Raw genomic sequence first — 22,314 nt, 5'->3', positions numbered from 1 at the left:
GCTGTTTCCACCGATAAAGGTCGATTTGCTAGCGGAAATGGCATTTTCGGCCGATTCGGATGAGGCCGTGCCACTTCGGTCGGTGCACAGATCCGCGCATGCGGATCAATCCTCATGTGAGCGTCGCGCGGCCCTCGAGCGAGCGTCGCGCGGCGACGACCTGCCGGACCGCCGTGGTGTCCGCGCCGAGCGCGGAGGCGCGCGAAGCGGGGCGGGGTGGCGGCGTCGGTGCGAGGGCGGCGTACGGCGCGTCGGCCGGGCACGGTGGCATCGCCGCGTACGTCGCGGCGACGGCGGCCATGGACACCTCGATCATTTCGCCTCCGCCGCGCGCGAGCGACTCGGCGACCGCGCGTGCGGACTCCAACCCGGTGAGCGGATCGGCGATCGCGTCGGCGCAGAAGACCGGGCCCGCACCGCCGACGCCGACCAGCCCACCGGCCACCGCGGTGTCGTCCCCGAATCCGGGGCGGTCGGCGTCCTGGCCGTCGATGCCGTAGGCGGTGACGCGCAGCCATACCCGGCCGGGGCGGTGCGCGATGCGATCGGGACCGAGCCCCCTGCGCATCAGGGCGGCCGGGCGGGAACCCTCCAGCACCACGTCCGCGACCTCGAGCAGCTCCCGCAATGCCGCGCCGTCGGCGTCGAAATCCGCCGCGTAACAGAGCTTTCCGGCGTTGATCCAGTCGAAGAACGCGGGCGAGCCGCGGCGTGGGCCGTCGGGCCGCCGCGGGCTCTCGACCTTGACCACCGTGGCGCCCGCCGCGGCCAGCAACCTGCCGCACAGTGGACCCGCCCACATCGAGGTGAGGTCGGCCACCAGGCATTCGGCTACGGGGCGCGGGTGGCTGCGCTCACCCAGCGGGCGGACGCGTGGGGGCGCCGCGTCTGCTTCGCCGAGTGTCGCGGCGGGAATGTCGAGCAGTCTCGCCCGTTCGGTGACCGCCGCCGACGGGCGGTGCGCGGCCCACGCCGCCACCGCGGCCCACGGGTCTTCCGGCGGCGCCGCCGTCTCCAGCAACGCCGGGATGGCTTCGAGGTCGGCGGTACGTGACAAAGTGAGCGCGCACCAGCCGTCGCGGGTGGCGAGCAGGCGGCTCGCGCCACCCACCGAAACACGTCCGCGCCGCGATGCTCCCGACAGCGCGGCCCGCCCACTCAGTTCGACGGGAACGTCGATCCGGACGCCGGTGCGCGCGGTGAATCCGCCGGCGACGGCGGCGGCCCGGGACAGAATCCCGGCGCGCGTGAAATCGGGTGGACCGTCGCGCAACCCGGTCAGCCGAGCCAGCCCGCCTGCCGCCCACGCGGCCTCGGGGGAGAGGGTGCTCACGGTCGTCGAGTGTGCCGATGCGGCGCGACGGCGTCCACGAGCCCCCACACCAGCGCGGTCGATGCCGGGATGGTGCGGCCGCTGAGCACCAGGTAGCCGGTCCGCCAGCGGCCGATGCGGCGGGTGACGCTGACCGTCCCGCCCGCCCCGGGCAGGAGCCCCAGGTTCAGTTCGGGCAGGCCGAATTCGGTGCCGGGGTCGGCGATGACGGTGCCGCAGGCGGCGGCCATTTCCAATCCGCTGCCCAGGACCCGTCCGTGGACGACGGCGCGGCAGTCGCGGCCGAGGCGTTCGGTCACCTCGTGCAACGCGAGCGCCGGGCTGTGGCGGGTGCGCGCCAGATGCGCGTCGGCCACGTCGGTGAAGGCGCCGAACTCGGCGAGATCGCCGCCGCTACAGAACGACGGACCGTTGCCGCCGAGTTCGACCACCCGCACCGAAGGGTCGAGCCGGGCGATCGCGAGTGCGTCGAGCAGGGCGGCCCGGGTGCGGTTGTCGAACGCGTTGTGCCGCTGCGGCCGGTCGAAACGGATCGTCACCGTGTGGCCGCTGCGGACGACTTCCAGCGGGCCGGACTCCTCCGGCGGGATCGCCGCCGGTCCGCGTTCGCGCAGCCAGGTGCGGAACTCCGGTCCGCCTTGCAGGGTCGAGTACGCCAGCGACTCGGTGAGCAGGCCGGTCCGCGCGTCCGTCGTCTGCGCGGCGCGCAGGACGTCGTCGCAGATCGTGGCGGCGATGGGGCGGCGCTCGAAGCGTTCGCGCAGTTCGGCCACGGTCTCCTCGACCGAAGCGACGGTGACGACCCGCGGATCGTCGCTCTCCGCTTCGGTCAGGGTGAAACTGGCCTGTTCCAGCCAGTGCTCGGCCGCGGGCCCGGTGAGGTTCGTGCCGACCGCCACGACGACTCCCGGTGGCGCCGCGTCGATTCCCGCGTCCGGTGCGGAGGTCGCCTCGATCACTCGGAACACCAGTTTTCGGCCTTCCTCGTGCGTCGGCGTCCTCGCCGGTGGCGGTCGCGAAAGGGTTCCTCGGCCGACCTTTCATCCATCGTGAATATGCTATTCTCCGAATTCGAGAATGACAATATCGTCGTGCGGAGGGTGCGGAATGAGCGTTTCGCTCTTGCTGGACATGGCTGCCTCGAGCCACCCGGACCGGCTCGCGGTGGTGTGCGACGAGGTGCGCTGGACCACGTCCGAGCTGAGCGCGCGCGTCCAGGGGGCGGCCGCGGTGATCGCGAACTCCGGCGCGCGGAGCGTGGCCTACGTCGGTACCGGCGGACACCTGCTGCCGTTGTCGATCTTCGGATCGGCGGGCGCGGGAATTCCGTTCACGCCCTTGAACTATCGGCTCGCCGCCGACTCCTTGGCCGAACTGATCGCTCGGCTGGAGGATCCGCTGGTGGTCTGCGACGAGGAGTACCACGACATCGTGGCGGCCTCCGGCGCCAGGATCATGCGCTCGTCCGCGTTGGTCGAGGCGGCGGACGCCGTCGATCCGGTCACCGACGCCGAGCCGCCCGATCCGGATCAGGTGGCCGTCGTGCTGTTCACCTCCGGGACCACCTCCAAGCCCAAGGCGGTCGAACTCTCGCACAACAACCTGGTCAGCTACATCACCGGGACGGTCGAATTCGACTCGGCCGAACCCGCGGACGCGGCGCTGATCTGCGTGCCGCCCTACCACATCGCCGGTATCGGCGCGGCGCTGTCCAACCTGTACGCGGGTCGAACGATGGTGTACCTGCGCAACTTCGACGCCGCGCGGTGGATCGAGCTGGTCGCCGGTGCGTCGGTCACCACCGCGACCGTGGTGCCGACCATGCTCGATCGCATCGTGACCGAATTGGAGCGCTCGGGGGCGAGGTTGCCCACCCTGCGGACCCTCGCCTACGGCGGATCCAAAGTCGCGCTGCCGCTGGTTCGCAAAGCGCTCGACCTGCTGCCCGAAGTGGGTTTCGTCAACGCCTACGGCCTGACCGAGACCAGTTCCACGATCGCGGTGCTCGGACCGGAGGACCACCGGGCCGCGCACCGCTGCGCCGACCCGGCGGTCGCGCGGCGGCTCGGCTCGGTGGGGCAGCCGGTGCCCGGCATCGAGGTGCAGATCCGGGACGATCACGGGCGGGTGCTGCCCGCCTGCGCGACCGGGGAACTGTTCGTCCGAGGGCCTCAGGTGTCCGGCCGGTACACCGGGATCGGCTCGGTGCTGGACGACGAAGGGTGGTTCCCGACCAAGGACGTGGCGATGCTCGACGCGGACGGTTACCTGTTCATCGGCGGCCGCTCCGACGACACGATCATCCGCGGCGGCGAGAACATCGCGCCTGCCGAGATCGAGGATGTACTGGTGGAGCACCCGGCGGTGCGCGAGGTGGCGGTGATCGGCGTGGAGGACGCGCAGTGGGGCCAGATCATCGTGGCGGTGGTGGTGCCCGCCGACGGCGCCGCGCCGGACCCGGAGCAACTGCGCGACTACGTCAGGGCCGGGCTGCGCGGCTCCCGCACGCCCGACCGGGTCGTCTTCCGGGATTCGCTGCCCGCGACACCGACCGGGAAGGTGTTGCGCCGCGCGCTCGTCGACGAGTACGGCCCGCAGCCCGCGGCGGATGCCGCCGTCAATACGTAGTCACCGTCAGGAAAGGACGACAATGGTCAAGAACGGCACTCGCCTGCGCAGCCAGGTGTGCGACACCGAGGTGATCGTGGTGAAGGCGGCGGACAGCCTCGCGGACCTGCGCGCCGGGGGCGTTCCGATGATCCCGATCGGCGCGGAACGCGCTGCGGGCGCCGAGCCCGCCCCGGGCTGCACCGACGGCAATCTGATGGGCAAGCGCTATGTCGACGATTCCGGCGCGGAGATCCTCGTGACGAAGGCCGGGATCGGCACGCTCAGCGTAGGCGCCACACCGTTGGCGCTGAAGGAAGCAAAGCCTCTCCCGGCCAGCGACTGACCTGACCGGCTTCTCATAGCCTCACGGCTGCGGCGCGTGGCCGGTGTAAAGGTGGAGCGGAAGGACGCGAAACGTGGCGGAATCGAAGATGCTGGTGTTCTCCAATGCCGTGGAGGGCCAGGACGATGCGTTCAACGACTGGTACGACAATCAGCATCTCGCCGAGGTGGTCGACGTGCCGGGCGTGTCGAGCGGGCAACGGTTCGAGATCGTGCCCGCCGCCCTGCCCGGCGGAAACGGCGAGGTGCCCGCGCACCGGTACCTGGCGGTGTACGAGCTGAGCGACGATCCGGACACGGTCGTGCAAGCGTTCCTGGCCCGGGCGGCCAACGGGGAGATCCGGCTCAGCAAGGCGCTGGATGCGTCGACGCTCGCCGTGTCGGTGTGGCGCGCCCGCGGCGACGGGCCCGCGGCGGACTGACGGATCCACCGGGGGCGCGTCGAAGGCGTCGCCCCCGGTGACTCATCGCCGTGCCACCGCCAGCATCTCCTCGACGGAGAAGAACTTGACCCGGGGCCGAGCGGCCGCGACGCCGCGCTCGCGCTCCGCGGCGTCGATGGCACGCCACCCTGGCCAGCCGACCGCGTCGGCGCCCCGCTCGGCCAGCCGTGCGCGCAAAGCCGCCCGGTCGGCCACCTCCCGGGACAGGGCTCCGCTGTGGAAGTCGGCCAGCAGCGCCGCGACGGTTTCCGCGGCGCAACCGCGGTTGGTGCCGATCACACCGCGCGGCCCGCGTTTGATCCATCCGGTGACGTAGACGCCGGGCAGCGCGGCGCCGGTGTCGTCGATGACACGGCCCCGCTCGTTGGGCACGGTGCCGGTGCGCGTGTCGTACGGCAGGCCGTCGACCGGACTTCCCGTGTAGCCGATCGACCGCAGCACCAGTGCGGTCTCGATCGAGTCGGTGTCGCCGTCGGGAGAGGCCGCGACGAAAGCTCCCTCGGCGGTGAGGTGGTTGCGGACGGTACGCAAGTGCTCCACCCGTTCGCCGCCGACGATCTCGACCGGCGAAGTGAGGAACCGGAACACGATCCGCTTGTTGCCGGAAGTGGCGGGCCGCGCGGCGAATTCGCGCGCGATCTCCAATTCGATCGCCGTCTCCACGTCGTCGTCCGGGTGCGCGGCGAGGTCGCCGCCCTCGATGATCACGTCGACACCGGTGAGGTGTCCGAGCGCGTGGAATTCGCCCACCGAGAACGCGGCGTCACGCGGACCGCGGCGCCCGAGGACGACGACCTCCTCGATGCGGCTGTGCGCCAGGGCTTCCAAGGCGTATTCGGCGATATCGGTGGCGGCGAGGTCCTCCGGCGTCATCAGCAGTACCCGGGCCACGTCCAGTGCGACGTTCCCGTTTCCTACGATCACCGCCCGGCGCGACGACAGGTCGAATCGGTGCGCGGCATGGTCGGGGTGGCCGTTATACCAGCCGACGAAATCGGCGGCCGCGTGGTGGCCGGGCAGGTGCTCGCCGGGGATACCGAGATCGCGGCTGGCGGAGGCGCCGACCGCGTAGATCACCGCGTGGTGGTGGGCGAGCAGATCGGCATGGGTCAGCGTCCGTCCGATCTCCACATTGAGATGGCAGCCGAAGCGATTGTCGGCGAAGGCGGCATCGAAGATTCGCACCACCGACTTCGTGCGCTGGTGGTCGGGCGCCACTCCGGCCCGGATCAGGCCGAACGGCGTTGGCAGCCGCTCGAAGAGGTCGACCTCGACGCCGCTGTCGAGGAGTTCGGCCGCGGCGTAGCAGGCCGCGGGCCCCGCGCCGACGACCGCCACGCGTAGCGTGCCCTGAGCGATCGGCGCGCGTGTGCTCGGCGGCTCGATCACCCCCGGCTCCAAGGGGTGGCGGCGGAAGTACGCCGCGTTGATCTCCCTGAACCGTTCCGATTCGGGCGGAAGGTCGTACTCGGAGTAGATCGCGTCGACCGGGCACTCATCGACACAGGCCCCGCAATCGATGCAGGTCTCCGGATCGATGAACAGCATCTGGGTGCCGGGTGCGTCGGCCCCCTCGGTGGGACGGATGCAATCGACCGGGCATGCCGCCACGCAACTGGCGTCTTTGCAGCAGTTCTGGGTGATGACGTAAGCCACCGGCTGACCTCCTCGAAGTATGGCGCGAACCGCCAGGGCCCACCGGAAGTGTAAGTCAAATTATCTCTGTAAGAGAATGGTATTCTCGCTCAGGGCGTGCGTCGGCCCGTGATGCCGTGGGCGCAGAAGGTCCAGACCTCCTCGGGCGTGAGCGGTTTCGCGTCGGGATCCGCGTTCGCCGGCTGCGAGGTGAACATCACCGTATGCATGATCATCGCGGCCAGACGGCGCGGATTGGCGGCGGCGGTGAGCCTGCCCGCCGCCTGCGCTTCCGTCATCAGCTCGGCGAACAGTGCGAACAGCGACGCGTGCGCCATCCTGACCTCCGTGGGATGGGAGCTGAGCAGCTGCGGCGAGAATTCGGTGAACAGCGGCCGCCGTGCGTCCGGATCCGGCCGGCACAACTGGAACAGCAATTCCACCGCCGTCCGCAATCGGTCCAGGGGTTCGCCGCTGTTGATGGTGGCCGCCCGGATCTGCTCCACGGTGCGGCCCAGCGCGTCCTCGTAGAGCGCGAGCAACAGTTCGTGCTTGCCGTCGAACTGTAGATAGAAGCTGCGCAACGATTGGCGCGACCGGTCGACGACCTCCTGGACGGTGAAATCCGTACTGCCCTTCTCGGTGATGATCGCCTGCGCCGCGTCCAGGAACCGTTGCACTCGCTGCCCCGCCCGCAGCTTCGCTGTTCGCAGCGACCGCTCCACCGCGCGCTGCTTCCAGGCAGGCTCGCGCCGCCCCTCCACGTCAGTCATGGTCGCCGCGTCCCGCGCGCCGACTCGCCCGCACTCGCCGCGAACCACGCATCACCGCATGATACTCGTTCGGAACCCTCATTCTTCGCCTCCGGGGCTTAATATCTGAGAAGTGAAACTACTATTATCTTGAATGAAGAACCATATTCTCAATACGATGCGAGGGAACTGGTTTCCCGGACAGTCGTGGAGGAGGACGATCGGATGTTGCTGGAGTTCGACTCCGATCAGCGTTTGTGGCAGGACACCGCGCGCGAGGTGCTCGCGCGGCACTGTCCCGCCGCGCTGATCAGGGACATCGCCGATCGTGGCGCGGATGCCGCGCCCCTGTGGAAGGTCTATCGCGACCAGGGGTGGACCTCGCTGACCGACCCGGGTGACGTGGTCGAGCTGACGATCCTGCTGGAAGAACTGGGGCGTGCCACCGATCCGACCCCGTACCTGGCCACGATGACCCACTACGCGCCCCTGACCGGTGAGCCCGACCCCGCGACGGCGGGAACCGCGGTGTTCGACGGCATCTCGGCGCATCGCGACGGTGCGACATGGATCTTGAACGGCACCGCCCAGGTGCTCGACGGCGACCGGGCCGAACGGGTGGCGGTCGCTACCCCGGCCGGGGTGTTCGTACTTCCCGCGGATCGAGTCGCCGCGCGCCGGATCACGGTCTTCGACCCGCTGCTGCACGTCGCCCAGGTGACGCTGGAACAGGTACGCGTCGACGCGGGCGACCGGCTCGACCGCGATGTGCGGCACGCCAGGGAGGTCGCGCTCACCGGCCTGGCGGCCACCATGGTGGGAGCGTGTCAGCGGGTGCTGGACCTGGTCGTCGAGCATGTCGGCGTGCGCCGCCAGTTCGGGAAGCCGATCGGCGCGTTCCAAGCGGTCGCGCACAAAGCCGCCGATATGCACGTCGCCGTACAGCGTGCGCGCGCGCTGACCTATTGGGCCGCGCTGACCGTCTCCGCGGGCGATCCGCGGCGGCATCTGGCCGCCGTGATGGCCAAGGCGGCCGCGGGCGAGTGCCAGGCGGTGGTCTTCCGGCACGGCCTGCAGCTCTTCGGCGCCATGGGCTACACCTGGGAGAACGATGTGCAGTTCGCGCTGAAACGGGCCAAGGCCGGGGAACTGCTCCTCGGCGGCGCCGACGAGCATCGCGCCACGATTGCGAGGGAATACCGTGCAGCTGAGCTTCGATGACGATGTGGAAGCGTTCCGCGCCGAATTCGTCGAATTCCTCGACCGGTATCTGCCGCCGCAGGCCGCGGCGGGCGAACGTCCGCGATCGACCTCCCATATCCCCGACTGGGCGCGGCAGTGGCAGCGGTTGCTGTTCGAGCACGGCTGGCTGGTGCCGGGCTACCCGCCGGAGTTCGGCGGCCGCGACGCGGGAATCCTCCAGCAGTACGTGCACCGCGAGGAACTGGCCCGGCGCGGCATCTACGAGAACTTCAATCCGCAGGGCGTCGGTATCGTCGCCGCCTCGCTGATCACCTTCGGGACGGCGGAGCAGCAGCGGCGCTGGGCGGTGCCGATCCTGCGCGGCGATCTCACCGCCTCGCTCGGAATGAGCGAGCCGGAGGCGGGCTCGGATCTGGCCGGGTTGCGTACCAGGGCGGTCCTGCGCGGGGACCGGTTCGTCGTGGACGGGCACAAGATCTGGACCTCGGGCGCGCACGATGCCGACGTCGTGCTCGCGTTCGTGCGGACCGATCCCGAGGCGCCGAAACACCGGGGCATCTCGGCCCTGCTCGTTCCGACCGATCTGCCCGGAGTGCGCTGCCGTCCGTTCGCCTCGGTGTGCGATCCGGACGACCTGGATTTCAACGAGGTGTTCTTCACCGAGGTGGAGGTGCCCGCCGAGAACCTGGTCGGCGAGCTGAACAAGGGCTGGCGGGTGGCCAACGGATCGCTCGGGCACGAGCGCACGCTGCTGTGGCTCAGTTTCGCCGACCGGCTCGACGGCCTGCTGGCCGACTTCCGGCCGGACACGGCCGTGGCCGCCGATCGCTACGCCGGTCTCGTGCTCGACGCGCACGCGCTGCGCCTGCTCGGATCCGATGCGCTTGCCAAGGCCGCCCGCGGCGAAGACGACGGGGCCGCGCTCTCGGTGCTCAAATTGCTGGGATCCGAAGCGGTGCAACGCGGGGCCGAACACGCCTTGGCGGCCGCGGGGCCGAACGGTCTGCCGCATCCCGATGTCACCGCGCGGCACAGCGTGTTCAACCTGGAAGAGACCGCGCCGGGCTGGTTCGAGCGGTTCGTGCGCAGTTTCGCGGGCACCATCGCGGGCGGCACCTCGGAGATCCAGCGCAACATCATCGCCGAGCGGATCCTCGGCCTGCCCCGGCAGTGACGGGCCCGCCGGTCGGCATCGGCTCACGCCTCGGCCGCCGACCGGTGAACCCGTTGCGCACCCGCGCATTTCGAATCGACCGGCCGATGGTCGGGGCCGGTCGCCCGGATCACTCGATGAGCGAGATGGCGGCGCGCGGGCATTGCGCCACCGCGTCACGCACGGGGGATTCGACGTCCGGGGTCACCTCCGGCCGCCGCACGTGCAGTTCGTCTTCGTCGTCCAGTTCGAACACCTCGGGGACGATGCCCATGCAGATGCCGTTGCTCTCGCAGGCCCGGTAATCGACCCGGATCCTCATCGCGCCGCCTTCGTCTCGCAGGGTGACCGGCCCGCCGCGCGAGCCGCCGATGCCGTGGTTGCGGTGTGCGCCGCCCGCGTGCCGTGTTCGCTCATCGAAGCGGCTCCGGGTCTGCCCGGCGGATCGCCGCCGCGGTGGGCCGATGTGCGCCGCCCCGCTGCTCATTCATCGAAGCGGCTCCTGACCCGCCCCGTCGGCCGCTGGAACCGACGTCGAAACCGGTGGGAGAGTTTGGGTTCCGGGTTCAGGCATTGCGATGATGGCGTGCACGGGGCAATCCAGCAGCGCGCGCAGCACCGCGTCCTGGTCGGCCGCCGCCACGACACCGGTTCCCTCCAGCGAGGCGTAGCCCCAGTCGTCGAGCGAGAAGTGCGCGGGCGCGTGCTTGGCGCACAGGCCGAAGCCGTCACACAGCGTGCGGTCGAGACGAATCCTCATCAGGCCACCCCTTCCACGTCGAAGGGCCGCTCGGCCACCCGGACGCCGCGGGCGCAGAGGGGGCACCGGCCGTCGAGATGTGCGCTGACCTCCGCGCCGAACCGCGCCAGCAGTGTGGCCGCCGCGTTGGCCGCGCCGTCGAGGGTTCCGCACGCGCCGCGGCCGCGCAGCGCCACCGACCATCGCCGCAATCGTTCGATGTCCGCGGCGGTGGCCTGCCCGTCCCGCAGCGCGGTGGCCGCCGCCGCCATCGCGGCGGTCCCGTTGAAGCAGGACCCGCACTGGCCCGCGTTCTCGCGGTCGAAGTAGCTCAGCACCGCCGCGGCCACGGCGACGGGGCACTCGTCGGTGAGCACCGAGATCGCCCCGCACCCGAGCCCGCTGCCGAGGGCTCGGATCGACTCGTGGTCCAGGGTGGCCGTCAGCACCGCGCGGTCGAGCATGCCCGCGAAATAGCCGCCCATCAGTGCGCCGCGCACGTTCTCGGACGGCACGCCGTGCAGGGCGAGGACATCGGTGAATCTCGTGCCGTGCGGCAGTTCGTACAGTGCGGGCGGGCGGCCGCCTCCGGTGACGGTGGCCAGGAAGGTTCCCGGGGATTGCTCGGTGCCCACCGCACGGAACGCGGCGGCGCCGTGCCGCTGGATGAACGGCAGATGCGCCAGGGTCTCCACATTGCCGACCATCGTCGGCAGCCCGTCGACCCCTTGTTCGAACGGGCGCGGCGGCTTGTCGGAGGGCTTGGCGGGGCCGCCGTTGATCGCCCGGATCGCCGCGGTCTCCTCACCGGCGACATAGGCCGGGTCGACGGTGACCAATTCGATGGCGACCTCGCCGATTCCGGCGGCGTCGAGTTCGGACAGCGCGGCGTCGATACGGCGCGCGGACGCCGGATCCGAGACGTAGACATAGGCCCGACGTGCGCCGACGGTGGCCGCTGCCAGGCGCACTCCGTCCAGCACCAGGTGCGGGCGGTGACGCATCAGCCACTTGTCCTTGACGGAGGCGGGTTCGCCCTCCTCGCCGTTGGCCACGACCACGGTCTCGCGCCCGCGCCGCGCGGCGTCCCGGACCCCGGTGAGTTTGATCGCGATCGGGAATGCCGCGCCGCCACGGCCGAGCAGCCCGCTGCGCCGTACCTCTTCCAGCACCGCCTCGACCGAGCCGAGCGGCAGGTAGCCTCCGGCCTCCCGGTACGCGGCGAGATCTTCGGCGCTGTCGCTCATCCGCAGCAGGCGCGGCACGCAGCCGGGCGCGGGGGCCACGGTGAGCCCCGCGACCGGCTCGACAGTTTCTTGCATGGCAACCTCTTCTGGCTGGATTCCGAGCGAGGGACGCCCCGTCGTCCGGATGCGGCGGTTACGCTTTCCGCCATGAGAACCGCGGTGCTGCGTATCAATGTCGACCCGGCCGGGCAGCTCACCGCGGCGCAGATGGCGGACGGGTCGGCCGAGCTGCGCGCCCATGCCGCCTCGATTCCGGCCCAGCTGATGGACGACGATCCGGCGGCGCGGCCCGCGGGAGGACGTGAAGTCCGATTGCTGGTGGAGACAGACGATCCCGACGCCGCGATGGGCGAGGCGGTGCGGCTGTGCGCCGCGGCGTTCGGCACCGCCCCGGTGGCGGGTGTGGTCACCTTCGTCAGCCGAGGGACCGATGACGACGCCCACGGCGTCCTGGCCGGTTTCGGCGTGACCGGTGAGATCACCCGGGCGCCGGACGCCGACGGCTTCGACGTGGTGTCGGTGACGCTGCTCGAGTCCGACCTGGAACGGGTGCCGGAGAGCCGGATCCACACCGCCCTGGAGGCGTCGTTGAACTGCGAGGTACGAATCCTCACCCGGTGAACGGGGCGGGCGGGCGCCGGGCAACGGTGGGGGCCCGGCCATCAGCCGTCCAGGAACTTCAGGATCGCGGGCGCGGCAAGCACCCAGGTGTCGAACATGTTGTAGTGGCCGGCCTTCCCGGCGGCGCGTTCCTCGATCGCGCGCTCCCAGGCATCCTCCGGCCACGGCGGATCGATCAGCGTCGAGCCCTCGATCAGGCAGCTCACCTCGAGTGACGTACGTTTGGGATGGTCGAGATCCCCCGCCCCGCCACGGATGATCAACGTGGGGACGCGGATGCGGTCGAACATCTCGTCGTCCACGCCGGGGATCGTCTGTCCCGGCTTCGGGACATAGGCGCCCAGCCAGCGCAACGACAGTTTCACGAACTCGTCGCGGTCCAGGTTCAGCAGGCGTTGCTCGTTGGCGGGGTTCGCGGCGATGCGCTCGCGCCACTCCCGCAGCCGCGGCAAGCCCGCGACGCCGCTTCCGCGCACGACCTGCAGGCTGGGCAGCACGTAATACGCGCCCAGGTTGAACACCCCGTAGATGCCGCCCACGATGTTCCAGAGCACCAGTTTGCTCACCCGGTCGGGGTAGCGCATGGCCGTGAGCATCGAGTCGCGGGCGCCGCCGGATCCGCCCGCGAGCACGCACGGGCCCGCGCCCAGCGCGGCGAGCAGGCCGTCGAGCGTCTCCGCCCGCATGTGCGACTCCGTCTGCCCGTAGAACTGCACATCGGAGCCGCCGCAGTTGGGGCGGTCCCACAGCAGCACCGTGTAGCCGCCGGCGACGATGGCTTCGGCCAGCGGGCGCAACCCCGGCACGTCCATGCCGAACCGGCCGCCCGGCGTCAGGACGACGAGTTCGCCGCGGTCACCGAGGACCTCGTACACCACCTTGCCGCCGTTGATCTCCACCGAGGACACGCCCGCGGCGCCGATTTCGCTGTGCATGCGGCGCCTCAGGCCATGACCACGACGTCGTCGCCGACGATCCGGACGGGATAGGTGCGAATGCTCCACTCGGGTTTCACCGCGGTGGTGCCGGTCGCCAGTTCGAAACCCCACTGGTGCCAGGGGCAGTAGATGTATTCCTTGTCGCGCACCATGACCGCGTCACCGGGAACGGACTCGTCGACGACAGTGCGTCCGCGGGCGCGGCCCGCGCACAGCGGGCCGCCCTCGTGCGGACAGTAGTTCGCGATGGCGTAGAAGGTCCCGTCGACGTTGTACACGCCGACCCCGTGCCGGCCGATCGGCACCACCTTGGACGAGCCCGGGGGGATCTCGTCGACGGTCGCGACGACGTGCTCGCGCCCTTGTGCCAGCCGTGGCGTCTCGGATTCGTCCGGCACTCAGAACACCCGCCTCTGGCCGTCGATGGCGGGCACCGTCTCCGGAAGGTGATAGGTCTCGATGCCGTTGCGGTACATCACCCGGTCGCGGGCGTATGCCGGGAGGTGTTTGACCAGCCAGCGGGGGTCGTCGAAGGTCCAGTGCGGATAGTCCGAGGAATACAGCAGGATCTTGTCCGCCTCCATCCATTCGAACGCCCGGGTGAGTTCGGTCTTGTCCTCGGGATAGTCCAGCGGCTGGGTGGTGAATCTGATGTGCTGCTTGACGTATTCCGACGGCTTGCGCCGAATTCCGGTCCAGGACTTGCGCGCTGCGTAGATCGCGTCCATCCGCCACATCAGGGGCAGGATCCAGGTGAAGGCATGCTCCACGAACACGATTCGCAGCGTCGGGAAACGGTCGAACACGCCGTCGAAGATCAGGCTCATGATCTGGTTCGCCGCCAGCAACGAGTAGGTGACCATGAAGTCGTGGTTGTAGCTGGGGAAACCGACCGGCGGCATGGGCATCGTCTCGTAGGCGCCGCGGCCGAGATGGCAGCTGACCACCAGATCGTGCTTGGTTGCCGCCGCCCAGATCGGGTCGTACCTCGGATCGCCCCAGGCCGGGCGTGGTTCGGCCTTGATGAGGATCTGCGCCATGTACGGGTGCCCGGCCCAGTGCTCGATCTCGCGGACCGCGCCCTGCGGGTCGTCGATCGCCGCGCAGATCGAGCCGCGCCACCGCTGGTGCCAATTGTTCTCCGGGCCCAGCCAGTGGTTGGCCAGCCAGTGGTTGACTCCCGTCGCCAGCGCCTGGGTGGCCTCGGGAAGGCGGGTGGCCTTGACCGTGGGCTCGAGGATCGCGATGTCCGAGCCGGCTTCCACGATCAACTGCCGGAAGGCCAGTTCCGGGTCGCTGCCGGGGAAGTCGCCGTCGGCGGGAAAGGTGTCCACCCGCATCGCGAAGGAATGCGCGTAGTCGGGAGCGTCGTAGATGATCGTCTCGCCGACCCGGTGGCTGAGAAAGTACGAGGTGCGATACGGCTCCGGGATGTACTCCACGAGTTCCCGGCGCCGTGGCACGGGGTGCACGTCCGAGTCGACAACCCGGACGTCGACCTGATCGGGCGCCGGGGCGCGGTGCTGCTGGTGGGACAGCGTCATGGTCGTCTCCCTTGTTCGCGACTACTCGGTGACCAGCCCGGCCGGGACATCGATCCCGTAGAGCTGGGCGGCGTTGCGCCAGCAGATCTTTTCGCGCTGCTGGGTGGTGAGCGTGGACGGCAGCACATCGACATTCGCGCAGTGCCAGTGCGGATAACTGGAGCCGAACATCACCATGTCCTCCTTGCCGGTGAAACCGAGCCATTCGGAGGCCCATTCGGTGTCGCCCGGCCCGTCGAGGCTGCCGTGGACGAAGAACACGTGACCGGGCAGGTAGTCGCTGGGCATCCGTGGCGCCCAGGGCGTCTGCTCCAGATGCGGCCTGCCGAAGGTGTCCATCCGCCAGGTGAAGGGGGTGAGCAGATCGGCCGCGCCGTCGGCCCAGACGAACCGCAACCGAGGCAGCCGCTCGAACACTCCTTCGGCGATCATGTTCATCAGGTGGTAGACGTAGTTCAGCGACATGAACCCGAGGTACTGCTCGTAGGTGCGGGTATGCCCCGACGGCGTGGGCGGGAAGGCGATGCTCTCGCCGGTCTCGATGTGCGCGGCCACCGGCAGCCCGGCTTCGGCCGCCGCCTCCCACAACGGCCAGAACTGCGGCTTGCCGTACAGTTCGCGCGACTGCAACGGGACACCGACCTGGACGACGCCGGGATGGTCCGCCCACCTGCGGATCTCGCGCAGCGCGCCGGGGATGTCCTCGGGGTTCACCCGGATGGTGCCGCGATAGCGGGACGCGTACGCCCCGGAATCCAGCCACCGGCCCACCATCATCTCGTTGTGCGCGGCCAGCATCGCCGTGGTCAGGTGCCGGTCGGGCAGGATGCCCCGGGTCATGGGATGCAGGATCGCGACGTCGACGCCTCGGGTCTGGAACAGGTGCTCGCCGACCACGTCCGGATCGGAACCCGGGTATCCGCGGGAGGGTCCCCTGGTGCCCTCGGCGTACTCCCCGCCGGGAGCGCCGTACCAGTCCAGCTCGGCATCCGGGATGCCACGGCTCTTGTACGGCTCGCGCAGGAAACCGCGCATATCGTCGTTCGAGGCGAAGAAGATGTGCACGCTGGCGTCGATGACGGGCGTGCCGGTGCCGTCGGAAAGCGTAATCATCCGATATCTCCCGGTGGCGTCAGTCGATCCGCGCGACGTCGGGGCGCTCGGTCACCGGCGCCGCCAGTCGCTGCTCGTCGCAGATCCGCTGCAATCTCTCCAAGGTCTCCTCCAATCCGGCGCCCAGGCGCGGCCCCGGTGTGAAGGTGGCGGGCAGATGCCGCATGCCCTGGATCACCCCGATGGTCTCGTAGTGCACGGTGCCCTCGGGATCGCAGCGGTAGTCGGGCATCCGGTCGAGCACGGCGGTGAGCATGGACTTGAACACGGTGCGCGCGACGTTCGACCCGATGCAGCGATGCACGCCGAGGCCGAAACTGAAGTGCCGGTTGCCCTTGCGATCCAGGACGACCTCGTTCGGATCGGGGAAGATCGCGGGATCGCGGTTGGCCATCGCCCAGGAGAGCCACAGGCGGTCGCCCTCTTCGAACCGGGTGTCCTCGACGACGCAGTCGGCCGAGATGGTGCGCCCATCACCCGGCGCGGGGGTGAAGAAGCGCAGGAACTCCTCGGTCGCCGGGGCCAGCAGGGTGTCGCGTTCGCGGCTGAGCAGCTCGCGCTGGTCGGGGTGATCCGACAGCCATTCCAGCGAGTGCGCGGTGAGCGCGGTGGTGGTGTCGAATCCGCCGCCGATGAGCAGGCCGAGCATGCCCAGCAGTTCGAGGTCCGGCGCGGGCTCGCCGTCGATCCGCAGCTCGGTGAGGGCGTGCACCAGGCCGGGCCGCGGGTTCTGCTTGATCTCGGCCAGGTTGGTCAGCAGATCGATGCCCATCGCGCGGTGCATCTCGGCGACCCGTGCGGCGTCGGGCGAATCCTCCGGCGTGTACACCGAGGCGTGCACCGGCTCGCTGTAGATGGACCACTGCCGCAACGGGATTCCGAGCATGGCCAGGGTCAGCACGGCCGGGACGACATTGGCGAGGTCGTCGACGAAATCGATGTGCCCGCTCTCGATCCTCTCGTCCAGGCTCGCCCGCACGATCTCGTCGATGACCGGCTCCCAGCGGCGGACCGCGGCAGGGGAGAGGTAGGGATTGAGCACCTGGCGGTAGAGGCGGTGCTCCGGATCGTCCATCTCCAGCATGCCGCCGCGCACCACCTGCGCGCGCCGGGCGGATGGGATGGAGATCCCTTTGTAGCCCTTGCGTTCGCCGTGCAGATCGTGGTCGTTGGAGACGTACGGGCACCGGGCGAGTTCGAAGACCGCGTTGCCACCGCCGGCCACCCAGTGACCGTCGTAGGTGTCGCTCCACGCGATCGGGCACTTGGCGTGCAGTTCCTCGGTGATCTCCTGGAACCGGTGCCGGTATTCCGGTGTGTGCCGGTCGAACTGGTACCGGTTCTTCTTGCGGTCCTCGCCGGCGACTGCGTCGTCAATGCTCACAATGTGTTCCTCTGCTGCTCACGGAATGCGGCGCGCCCGACGCCCGAGCGTCTCAGGCGAGGGAGATGGCCCGTTCGGGGCACGATCGCACCGCTTCCCGCACCTGCTCCTGCTGGTCGGCGGGGACTTCGCCCGCGATGGCCGTCGCGTGTCCGTCGACGTCGCTCAGCTCGAATGCCGCCGGTGCGTTGATCGAGCACAGGGTGTGTCCCTGGCAGCGATCCGGATCGACTCGGACCTTCATCGTTCGTTCCTCCGCAATCGTCGTGGGGTGCCACGCGCCCGGCGCGTCGATCAACTAGGCGCCGGTGATGAACGCGGCCACGCCTTCGGCACGCCCCACAGCTGAACCTTCCGTTCTCTTCGATGGCCACGACGGCCACGCCATGACGACCGATCACGCATCGGCCGGTACGCCCGGGCGAACCCGATGCGGTGTGCCCGCACTGGTGGTGCGTCCGCGGGGCGGCCGACGCTCGCGCAGCCGGGGGTCCTGGCGCACGGCTCGCCGGATCGGGTACGCACCAACCGTCTCGATAAAAGAATCATCCTCGCCGTCAATGAGAACGGTACTCTACCAAAAGTTTCGCCGCAAGCCGCGCCGGGTCAATGGGTTTCACCTGCTCGAGTGACATCCGGGTGCGGGTCTGCGGATCGGCTGGATGTCTGAGGCGACACCGCCGACGCATGATCGGATGAATTGATCTCGTTTTAGGAGAATAATGTTTCCGTCGTGGTGGGAAGCGGTTTGCCCGGACGTGTCGGCCGACGGCGGCCGTGCGGCCGGGTCGTTGCCCGCCGATGCCGAACGGCCGCGCACGACGGCGCGCCGGTCCCGAGAAGTGAGTGAGAGTGCCGACATGCGAACGGTTCCCGAGGAATTGCGAGTCCGCTACGAGCGGGAAGGATGGTGGCGCCGGGAGACGCTGGGTGAGCTGCTGGTTCGTGGTCTCGCCGCCGCCCCCGGCACCGAGTTCCGGGTGCATTCCGATGTCCGCCCGTGGTCGGGCACTTTCGCCGATGTCGAACGCGTCGCCCGCAGGCTCGCGGCGGGCCTGCGGGCACGCGGCGTCGGTCCGGGTGACGCGATCGCGTTCCAGTTGCCGAACTGGATGGAGGCCGCCGCGACCTTCTGGGCCTCCGCGATCCTCGGGACGGTGGTGGTGCCGATCGTCCACTTCTACGGCCGCAAGGAAGTCGGGCACATCCTCGGGGTCGTCCGGCCCGCCGTGTTCATCACGGCCCACCGGTTCGGCAGGCTGAGTTTCGACCCCGAGGTGAGCGCCGGGGTTCCGCTGGTCGGGCTGGTGGAGATCGACTTCGATCACCTGCTTGCCGACGAGCCCATGGCGGGGGTGGCCGCCGTGGATCCGGCGAGTCCCGCCCTGATCGCCTTCACCTCGGGAACCACCAGCGCGCCGAAGGGCGTCGTGCACAGTCATCAGACACTGGGCTGTGAAGCCAGGCAGCTCGCCGAGCGGACCGCGTCGGATCGGGGCAAGCAGCTCACGGCCACCCCGGTGGGGCACTTCATCGGCATGGTCGGCGCCTTCCTGATTCCGGTGTTGCACGCCGAGCCGGTGCACCTGGCCGACGTCTGGGACCCCGGCCGCGCGCTGGCGCTGATGCGCAGCGACGGCATCTCGATCGGTGGCGGTCCGCCCTACTTCGTCACCAGCTTGCTCGACCACCCGGACTTCACCCCCGAGCATCTGCGGCACGTCCGATACGTCGGACTCGGCGGATCCGCTGTCCCGGTCTCGGTGACCCGCAGGCTCGCCGATCTCGGCCTCCTCCCGTTCCGCGCCTACGGCAGTACCGAGCATCCGTCGATCACCGGGTCGCGGTACACGGCGCCCGAGGAGGAACGGCTCTACACCGACGGCAGGCCGATGCCGGGCGTGGAGATCCGGCTGGCCGAGGACGGCGAAATCCTCAGCCGCGGACCCGATCTGTGCCTCGGCTATACCGATGACCTGCTCACCGGCCGCGCCTTCGACGCGGACGGCTGGTATCACACCGGTGACATCGGCGTCCTCGGCGCGGACGGCTGCCTCACGGTCACCGACCGCAAATCCGACGTGATCATCCGCGGTGGCGAGAACATCAGCGCGCTGGAAGTGGAGGAGGTGCTCGCCGAACTGCCCGCGGTCGCCGAAGCGGTGGTCGTGGCCGTGCCGGACGAGCGCTTCGGCGAGACGGTCGGCGCCGTGCTGCGCATCCGGCCGGGCCGCGTGCTGCCGTCCGCGGAGGAGGTGCGCGCGCACTTCGCCGCCGCGGGCATCGCGCGCCAGAAGTGGCCGGAGCGGTTGTTCGAGGTCGAGGACTATCCGCGGACGGCGAGCGGCAAGGTGCAGAAACATCTCGTCCGGGCGGGGATTGCCACATCCGCGAGATGAGAATACCATTCTTCTCAGTTGCAAATGGAGGTCTCGCTACTTCGGGCGACCACAGGTCCTCGAAGCATCCGGCCGGCGGATTCGCGGTTCCCCCACACGCATTCCTCCGGGCCCCGGCTCGGAGTCGACCGTGCCGATCCGCTCCGGGCGCCCGCGCGATCTCGACTTCGAATCCGTCGGCTCGGCAGGGGCCTCGAAGCGCCCGCCGAGTCCGGCTCCAACGAGCGGGTCCGGCACGCCAGAGGCTCACCCGTGCAGCCGAAAGGAAGTCGCGCAGTGCCTTCGCAGCAGCAGGAACGGTCCGCAACGACGGCGGACACCGAGGTCGACGTCGTGGTCCTCGGGACCGGCGCCGCCGGCCTGACCGCCGCCCTCGGTGCGGCGGTGCACGGCGCGTCGGTGGCGGTCTTCGAGAAGGCGTCGACGGTCGGCGGGACGAGCGCGGTGTCGGGCGGCATCGCGTGGATTCCCGCCCACGACCGCTGCGCCGACGGACCGCTGAGCGTGGCCGACGCGCTGAGTTACCTGCACGCCCAATCGCTGGACTCGATGGACGACGAGCTGGTCGAGGTCTTCGTGCGCACCGGTGCGGCGATGGTCGACTTCGTCGAGGCGCACAGCGGTGTGCGCTTCGAGATCGCCGACGGCTTCCCGGACTACAAACCGGAACTGCCCGGCGGCAGGCCCGGCGGCGGCCGCTCGCTGAGCCCGGTCGCCTTCGACCTGGCCCGGATCGGAGTGTGGCGCGACCGCATCACCGCCTTCCCGGCGGACTGGAGCAACGTCGGATTCGACGCCGAGACGCGCGCCCGGCTGCACGCCACGGTCGCCGACGAGTCGGCCGACCTCTGCGTAGCCGGAACCGCGCTCGTCGCGGGCTTGCTCGCCGGCGTGCTCGACGCCGGAGTGATCCCACGAACCGGGGCGAGGGCCACGGAGCTGATCGCCGAGAACGGCGCCGTCACCGGTGTCCGGATCGTCACGGCCGCAGGAGAATCGACGATCCGGGCGCGCAGCGGTGTCGTCCTGGCGACCGGCGGATTCGAATGGGACCCCACCCTGATCCGCTCCTACCTGCGCGGCCCGATGCACGGCGCCGTGTCGCCGCCGAACAACACCGGAGACGGGCTGCGCATGGCGATGGCGCACGGCGCGGACCTCGGCACGATGAGCGAGGCATGGTGGGTGCCGATCGTCCGGATTCCCGGCGACACCATCGAGGGCAAGCCGCGCAGCCGCAGTGTGCGCCTCGAACGGACGCGCCCGCGCAGCATCATGGTCAATCGCGCGGGCAGGCGGTTCGTCAACGAGGCGTCGGAGTACAACTCGATGGCAGGCGCGTTCCACTATCTCGATCCCAAGGGCGGCTACGTCAACGATCCCGGCTGGATCGTCTTCGACGCCGTCCATCTGCGACGCTACGGCTTCCTCGGTATCGCGCCCGGCGATCCGGTCCCCGAATGGTTCTGCGAATCCGCGGATCTCACCGAGCTCGGGAAGAAGACCGGCATAGACCCGGACGGTCTCGCCGCGACCGTGTCCGAGTGGAATCGTCACGTCGCCGCCGAGGTCGACCCCGATTTCGGGCGCGGTTCGAGCGCCTACGACGGCTGGTGGGGCGACGAGCGCGCCGCCACCGTCGCAGGCCGCACCCTCGGTCCGATCGATACCGCTCCCTACTACGCCGTGCCCGTCACCGTCGGGGCGATGGGAACCAAAGGCGGCCCGCGCACCGACCGGGACGGACGGGTGCGGCACGTCAGCGGGACGGTCATCCCCGGGCTGTTCGCCGCGGGCAACGCGATGGCCGGGGTGACCGGCCGGGCCTACGGCGGAGCGGGCGGAACCATCGGCCCCGGGATGGTGTGGGGCTTTCGCGCCGGATACGCCGCGGCGACCGGCAAATCGGTCGAGATCTGAGCACGGAGCGAGAGGCATCGCGCCTGTCCCGCCGCGATGGCGAACAGGCCGGGTTCTACGGAGGATAACGAGTTGCCGGAATACGAGAGCATCTGGAGCGATCTCCAAGGCGTCCCCTTCACCCAGGGATACCTGGACGTCGGCGGCGTCCGGACCCGCTACCTACACGCGGGCGATCCGACCTACCCGGCTCTCGTCCTGCTGCACGGGTCCGGCGGGCACGCCGAAGCCTACGTCCGCAATCTGGAGTCCCACTCCGCGCACTTCTCGACGTGGTCGATCGACATGCTGGGGCACGGCTACACCGGCAAACCCGGGCATCCGCTGGAGATCTCGCACTACGTCGAGCACGTCATCGGATTCCTCGACGCGGTGGGCGCGCGCCGCGCCCGCGTCAGCGGCGAGTCGCTGGGCGGCTGGGTGGCCGCCCGCGTGGCGATCGATCATCCCGAGCGCGTCGACCGCTTGGTGCTCAACACCGCGGGCGGGTCCCAGGCCGACCCGGAGGTCATGCGCCGCATCGTGACGCTGTCGATGGCGGCGGCCACCGACCCCACCTGGGAGACGGTGCAGGCCCGGATCAAGTGGCTGATGGCCGACAAGTCGAAGGACTACGACGACGTGGTCGCCAGCAGGCAGCGCATCTACCGGCAACCGGGCTTCGCCTCCGCCATGCGCGACATCATGGCCTTGCAGGATCCGGAGATCCGGCGGCGAAACCTGCTGGGGCCCGATGACTACGGCCGGATCACCGCGCCGACCCTCGTGCTGTGGACCAGTGACGACCCCACCGCAGACGTCGGTGAGGGCAAGCGGATCGCGTCGATGATCCCCGGTGCGCGCTTCGAAGTCCTGCCGGGCTGCGGGCACTGGCCGCAGTACGAGGACGCCGAGACCTTCAACGCCCTGCACCTCGACTTCCTGCTGGGCGGCTGACC

General features: G+C 69.8%; 22 protein-coding genes. 9 read left to right on the top strand and 13 right to left on the bottom strand.

The annotated features are described in order from the left end of the window. Nucleotides 1-112: 112 nt before the first annotated feature. Together ON29_RS00465 and ON29_RS00460 are read right to left on the bottom strand one after the other, a co-directional pair. Complete coding sequence (locus tag ON29_RS00465; protein ID WP_040864073.1) at nt 113-1,333, bottom strand: CoA transferase; 1,221 nt, start codon at nt 1,331-1,333, stop codon at nt 113-115. Further along, nucleotides 1,330-2,301: an enoyl-CoA hydratase/isomerase family protein gene (locus ON29_RS00460; protein WP_040864072.1), complete on the bottom strand. Its 972-nt coding sequence runs from the start codon at nt 2,299-2,301 to the stop codon at nt 1,330-1,332. The genes ON29_RS00465 and ON29_RS00460 overlap by 4 nt, the downstream gene beginning before the upstream one ends. A gap of 139 nt (nt 2,302-2,440) precedes the next feature. On the opposite strand from ON29_RS00460, the gene ON29_RS00455 reads away from it, so the two are divergent. From ON29_RS00455 to ON29_RS00445, 3 genes are all read left to right on the top strand, one after another. After that, complete coding sequence (locus ON29_RS00455; RefSeq protein ID WP_051174730.1) at nt 2,441-3,961, top strand: class I adenylate-forming enzyme family protein; 1,521 nt, start codon at nt 2,441-2,443, stop codon at nt 3,959-3,961. Nucleotides 3,962-3,983: 22 nt separating this feature from the next. After that, the gene (locus ON29_RS00450; protein WP_040864071.1) at nt 3,984-4,286 is read left to right on the top strand and encodes a hypothetical protein; all 303 of its coding nucleotides are present in this window, start codon (nt 3,984-3,986) and stop codon (nt 4,284-4,286) included. Between the two features lie 73 nt (nt 4,287-4,359). Then, nucleotides 4,360-4,707, top strand: a complete 348-nt coding sequence (locus ON29_RS00445; protein ID WP_040864070.1) for a DUF4286 family protein — start codon at nt 4,360-4,362, stop codon at nt 4,705-4,707. Nucleotides 4,708-4,749: 42 nt separating this feature from the next. Here ON29_RS00445 and ON29_RS00440 read toward each other — a convergent pair whose 3' ends face one another. Continuing rightward, complete coding sequence (locus ON29_RS00440; RefSeq protein ID WP_040864069.1) at nt 4,750-6,384, bottom strand: FAD-dependent oxidoreductase; 1,635 nt, start codon at nt 6,382-6,384, stop codon at nt 4,750-4,752. Between the two features lie 89 nt (nt 6,385-6,473). Further along, entirely contained in the window at nt 6,474-7,136 is a 663-nt protein-coding gene (locus tag ON29_RS00435; RefSeq protein ID WP_040864122.1) for a TetR/AcrR family transcriptional regulator, read from the bottom strand. Nucleotides 7,137-7,340: 204 nt separating this feature from the next. Between ON29_RS00435 and ON29_RS00430 the strand changes: the two genes are divergently transcribed. Next, complete coding sequence (locus tag ON29_RS00430; protein WP_040864121.1) at nt 7,341-8,336, top strand: acyl-CoA dehydrogenase family protein; 996 nt, start codon at nt 7,341-7,343, stop codon at nt 8,334-8,336. Next, nucleotides 8,317-9,492: an acyl-CoA dehydrogenase family protein gene (locus tag ON29_RS00425; RefSeq protein ID WP_040864068.1), complete on the top strand. Its 1,176-nt coding sequence runs from the start codon at nt 8,317-8,319 to the stop codon at nt 9,490-9,492. The genes ON29_RS00430 and ON29_RS00425 overlap by 20 nt, the downstream gene beginning before the upstream one ends. 109 nt (nt 9,493-9,601) lie before the next feature. On the opposite strand, the gene ON29_RS00420 is transcribed toward ON29_RS00425, so the two are convergent. The 3 genes from ON29_RS00420 to ON29_RS00410 form a co-directional block, all read right to left on the bottom strand. Further along, entirely contained in the window at nt 9,602-9,793 is a 192-nt protein-coding gene (locus ON29_RS00420; protein ID WP_040864120.1) for a ferredoxin, read from the bottom strand. 165 nt (nt 9,794-9,958) lie between these two features. Beyond that, entirely contained in the window at nt 9,959-10,231 is a 273-nt protein-coding gene (locus tag ON29_RS00415; protein WP_040864067.1) for a ferredoxin, read from the bottom strand. Further along, on the bottom strand, nt 10,231-11,532 hold the full coding sequence (locus tag ON29_RS00410; RefSeq protein WP_051174729.1) for an NADH-ubiquinone oxidoreductase-F iron-sulfur binding region domain-containing protein: 1,302 nt from the start codon (nt 11,530-11,532) through the stop codon (nt 10,231-10,233). The genes ON29_RS00415 and ON29_RS00410 overlap by 1 nt, the downstream gene beginning before the upstream one ends. Nucleotides 11,533-11,604: 72 nt before the next feature. Between ON29_RS00410 and ON29_RS00405 the strand changes: the two genes are divergently transcribed. Further along, complete coding sequence (locus tag ON29_RS00405) at nt 11,605-12,078, top strand: hypothetical protein (protein ID WP_040864066.1); 474 nt, start codon at nt 11,605-11,607, stop codon at nt 12,076-12,078. A gap of 41 nt (nt 12,079-12,119) precedes the next feature. Here the strand turns inward: ON29_RS00405 and ON29_RS00400 are convergent, their stop codons facing one another. From ON29_RS00400 to ON29_RS00375, 6 genes are read right to left on the bottom strand one after another with little or no spacing between them, the layout of a single operon-like run. Then, nucleotides 12,120-12,986, bottom strand: coding sequence for an alpha/beta fold hydrolase (locus ON29_RS00400; protein ID WP_040864118.1), 867 nt, complete (start codon nt 12,984-12,986; stop codon nt 12,120-12,122). Nucleotides 12,987-13,021: 35 nt separating this feature from the next. Next, entirely contained in the window at nt 13,022-13,414 is a 393-nt protein-coding gene (locus ON29_RS00395; protein WP_040864065.1) for a Rieske (2Fe-2S) protein, read from the bottom strand. Further along, nucleotides 13,415-14,560, bottom strand: a complete 1,146-nt coding sequence (locus ON29_RS00390) for an amidohydrolase family protein (protein ID WP_040864064.1) — start codon at nt 14,558-14,560, stop codon at nt 13,415-13,417. It abuts the gene before it with no gap. Between the two features lie 21 nt (nt 14,561-14,581). Further along, on the bottom strand, nt 14,582-15,673 hold the full coding sequence (locus ON29_RS00385; protein WP_040864063.1) for an amidohydrolase family protein: 1,092 nt from the start codon (nt 15,671-15,673) through the stop codon (nt 14,582-14,584). A 19-nt stretch (nt 15,674-15,692) separates the two neighbouring features. Further along, entirely contained in the window at nt 15,693-17,057 is a 1,365-nt protein-coding gene (locus tag ON29_RS00380; RefSeq protein ID WP_040864062.1) for a cytochrome P450, read from the bottom strand. A gap of 52 nt (nt 17,058-17,109) precedes the next feature. After that, a complete protein-coding gene (locus ON29_RS00375) occupies nt 17,110-17,301 on the bottom strand; it encodes a ferredoxin (RefSeq protein ID WP_040864117.1) in 192 nt (63 codons plus the stop codon). A gap of 616 nt (nt 17,302-17,917) precedes the next feature. Here ON29_RS00375 and ON29_RS00370 point away from each other — a divergent pair. The 3 genes from ON29_RS00370 to ON29_RS00360 all read left to right on the top strand — a co-directional run bounded on the left by ON29_RS00370 (nt 17,918) and on the right by ON29_RS00360 (nt 22,312). Continuing rightward, nucleotides 17,918-19,456 carry an AMP-binding protein gene (locus tag ON29_RS00370; RefSeq protein WP_040864116.1) on the top strand — a complete coding sequence of 513 codons (1,539 nt, stop codon included), beginning with the start codon at nt 17,918-17,920 and terminating at the stop codon, nt 19,454-19,456. Nucleotides 19,457-19,732: 276 nt separating this feature from the next. Continuing rightward, a complete protein-coding gene (locus tag ON29_RS00365) occupies nt 19,733-21,376 on the top strand; it encodes an FAD-dependent oxidoreductase (RefSeq protein WP_051174728.1) in 1,644 nt (547 codons plus the stop codon). 72 nt (nt 21,377-21,448) lie between these two features. Beyond that, on the top strand, nt 21,449-22,312 hold the full coding sequence (locus ON29_RS00360; RefSeq protein WP_040864114.1) for an alpha/beta fold hydrolase: 864 nt from the start codon (nt 21,449-21,451) through the stop codon (nt 22,310-22,312). The last annotated feature ends 2 nt before the right edge of the window (nt 22,313-22,314 follow it).

The sequence above is a fragment of the Nocardia exalbida NBRC 100660 genome, from assembly GCF_000308575.1.
GTDB lineage: Bacteria > Actinomycetota > Actinomycetes > Mycobacteriales > Mycobacteriaceae > Nocardia > Nocardia exalbida.
This window is presented reverse-complemented; position numbering and strand designations above follow the sequence as displayed.

Coding starts and splice junctions, on each gene's coding strand:
- ON29_RS00455 (WP_051174730.1), top strand. CDS start 2,441: ATGAGCGTTTCGCTCTTGCTGGACATGGCTGCCTCGAGCCACCCGGAC.
- ON29_RS00450 (WP_040864071.1), top strand. CDS start 3,984: ATGGTCAAGAACGGCACTCGCCTGCGCAGCCAGGTGTGCGACACCGAG.
- ON29_RS00435 (WP_040864122.1), bottom strand. CDS start 7,136: ATGACTGACGTGGAGGGGCGGCGCGAGCCTGCCTGGAAGCAGCGCGCG.
- ON29_RS00430 (WP_040864121.1), top strand. CDS start 7,341: ATGTTGCTGGAGTTCGACTCCGATCAGCGTTTGTGGCAGGACACCGCG.
- ON29_RS00420 (WP_040864120.1), bottom strand. CDS start 9,793: ATGAGGATCCGGGTCGATTACCGGGCCTGCGAGAGCAACGGCATCTGC.
- ON29_RS00415 (WP_040864067.1), bottom strand. CDS start 10,231: ATGAGGATTCGTCTCGACCGCACGCTGTGTGACGGCTTCGGCCTGTGC.
- ON29_RS00410 (WP_051174729.1), bottom strand. CDS start 11,532: ATGCAAGAAACTGTCGAGCCGGTCGCGGGGCTCACCGTGGCCCCCGCG.
- ON29_RS00405 (WP_040864066.1), top strand. CDS start 11,605: ATGAGAACCGCGGTGCTGCGTATCAATGTCGACCCGGCCGGGCAGCTC.
- ON29_RS00390 (WP_040864064.1), bottom strand. CDS start 14,560: ATGACGCTGTCCCACCAGCAGCACCGCGCCCCGGCGCCCGATCAGGTC.
- ON29_RS00385 (WP_040864063.1), bottom strand. CDS start 15,673: ATGATTACGCTTTCCGACGGCACCGGCACGCCCGTCATCGACGCCAGC.
- ON29_RS00375 (WP_040864117.1), bottom strand. CDS start 17,301: ATGAAGGTCCGAGTCGATCCGGATCGCTGCCAGGGACACACCCTGTGC.
- ON29_RS00370 (WP_040864116.1), top strand. CDS start 17,918: ATGCGAACGGTTCCCGAGGAATTGCGAGTCCGCTACGAGCGGGAAGGA.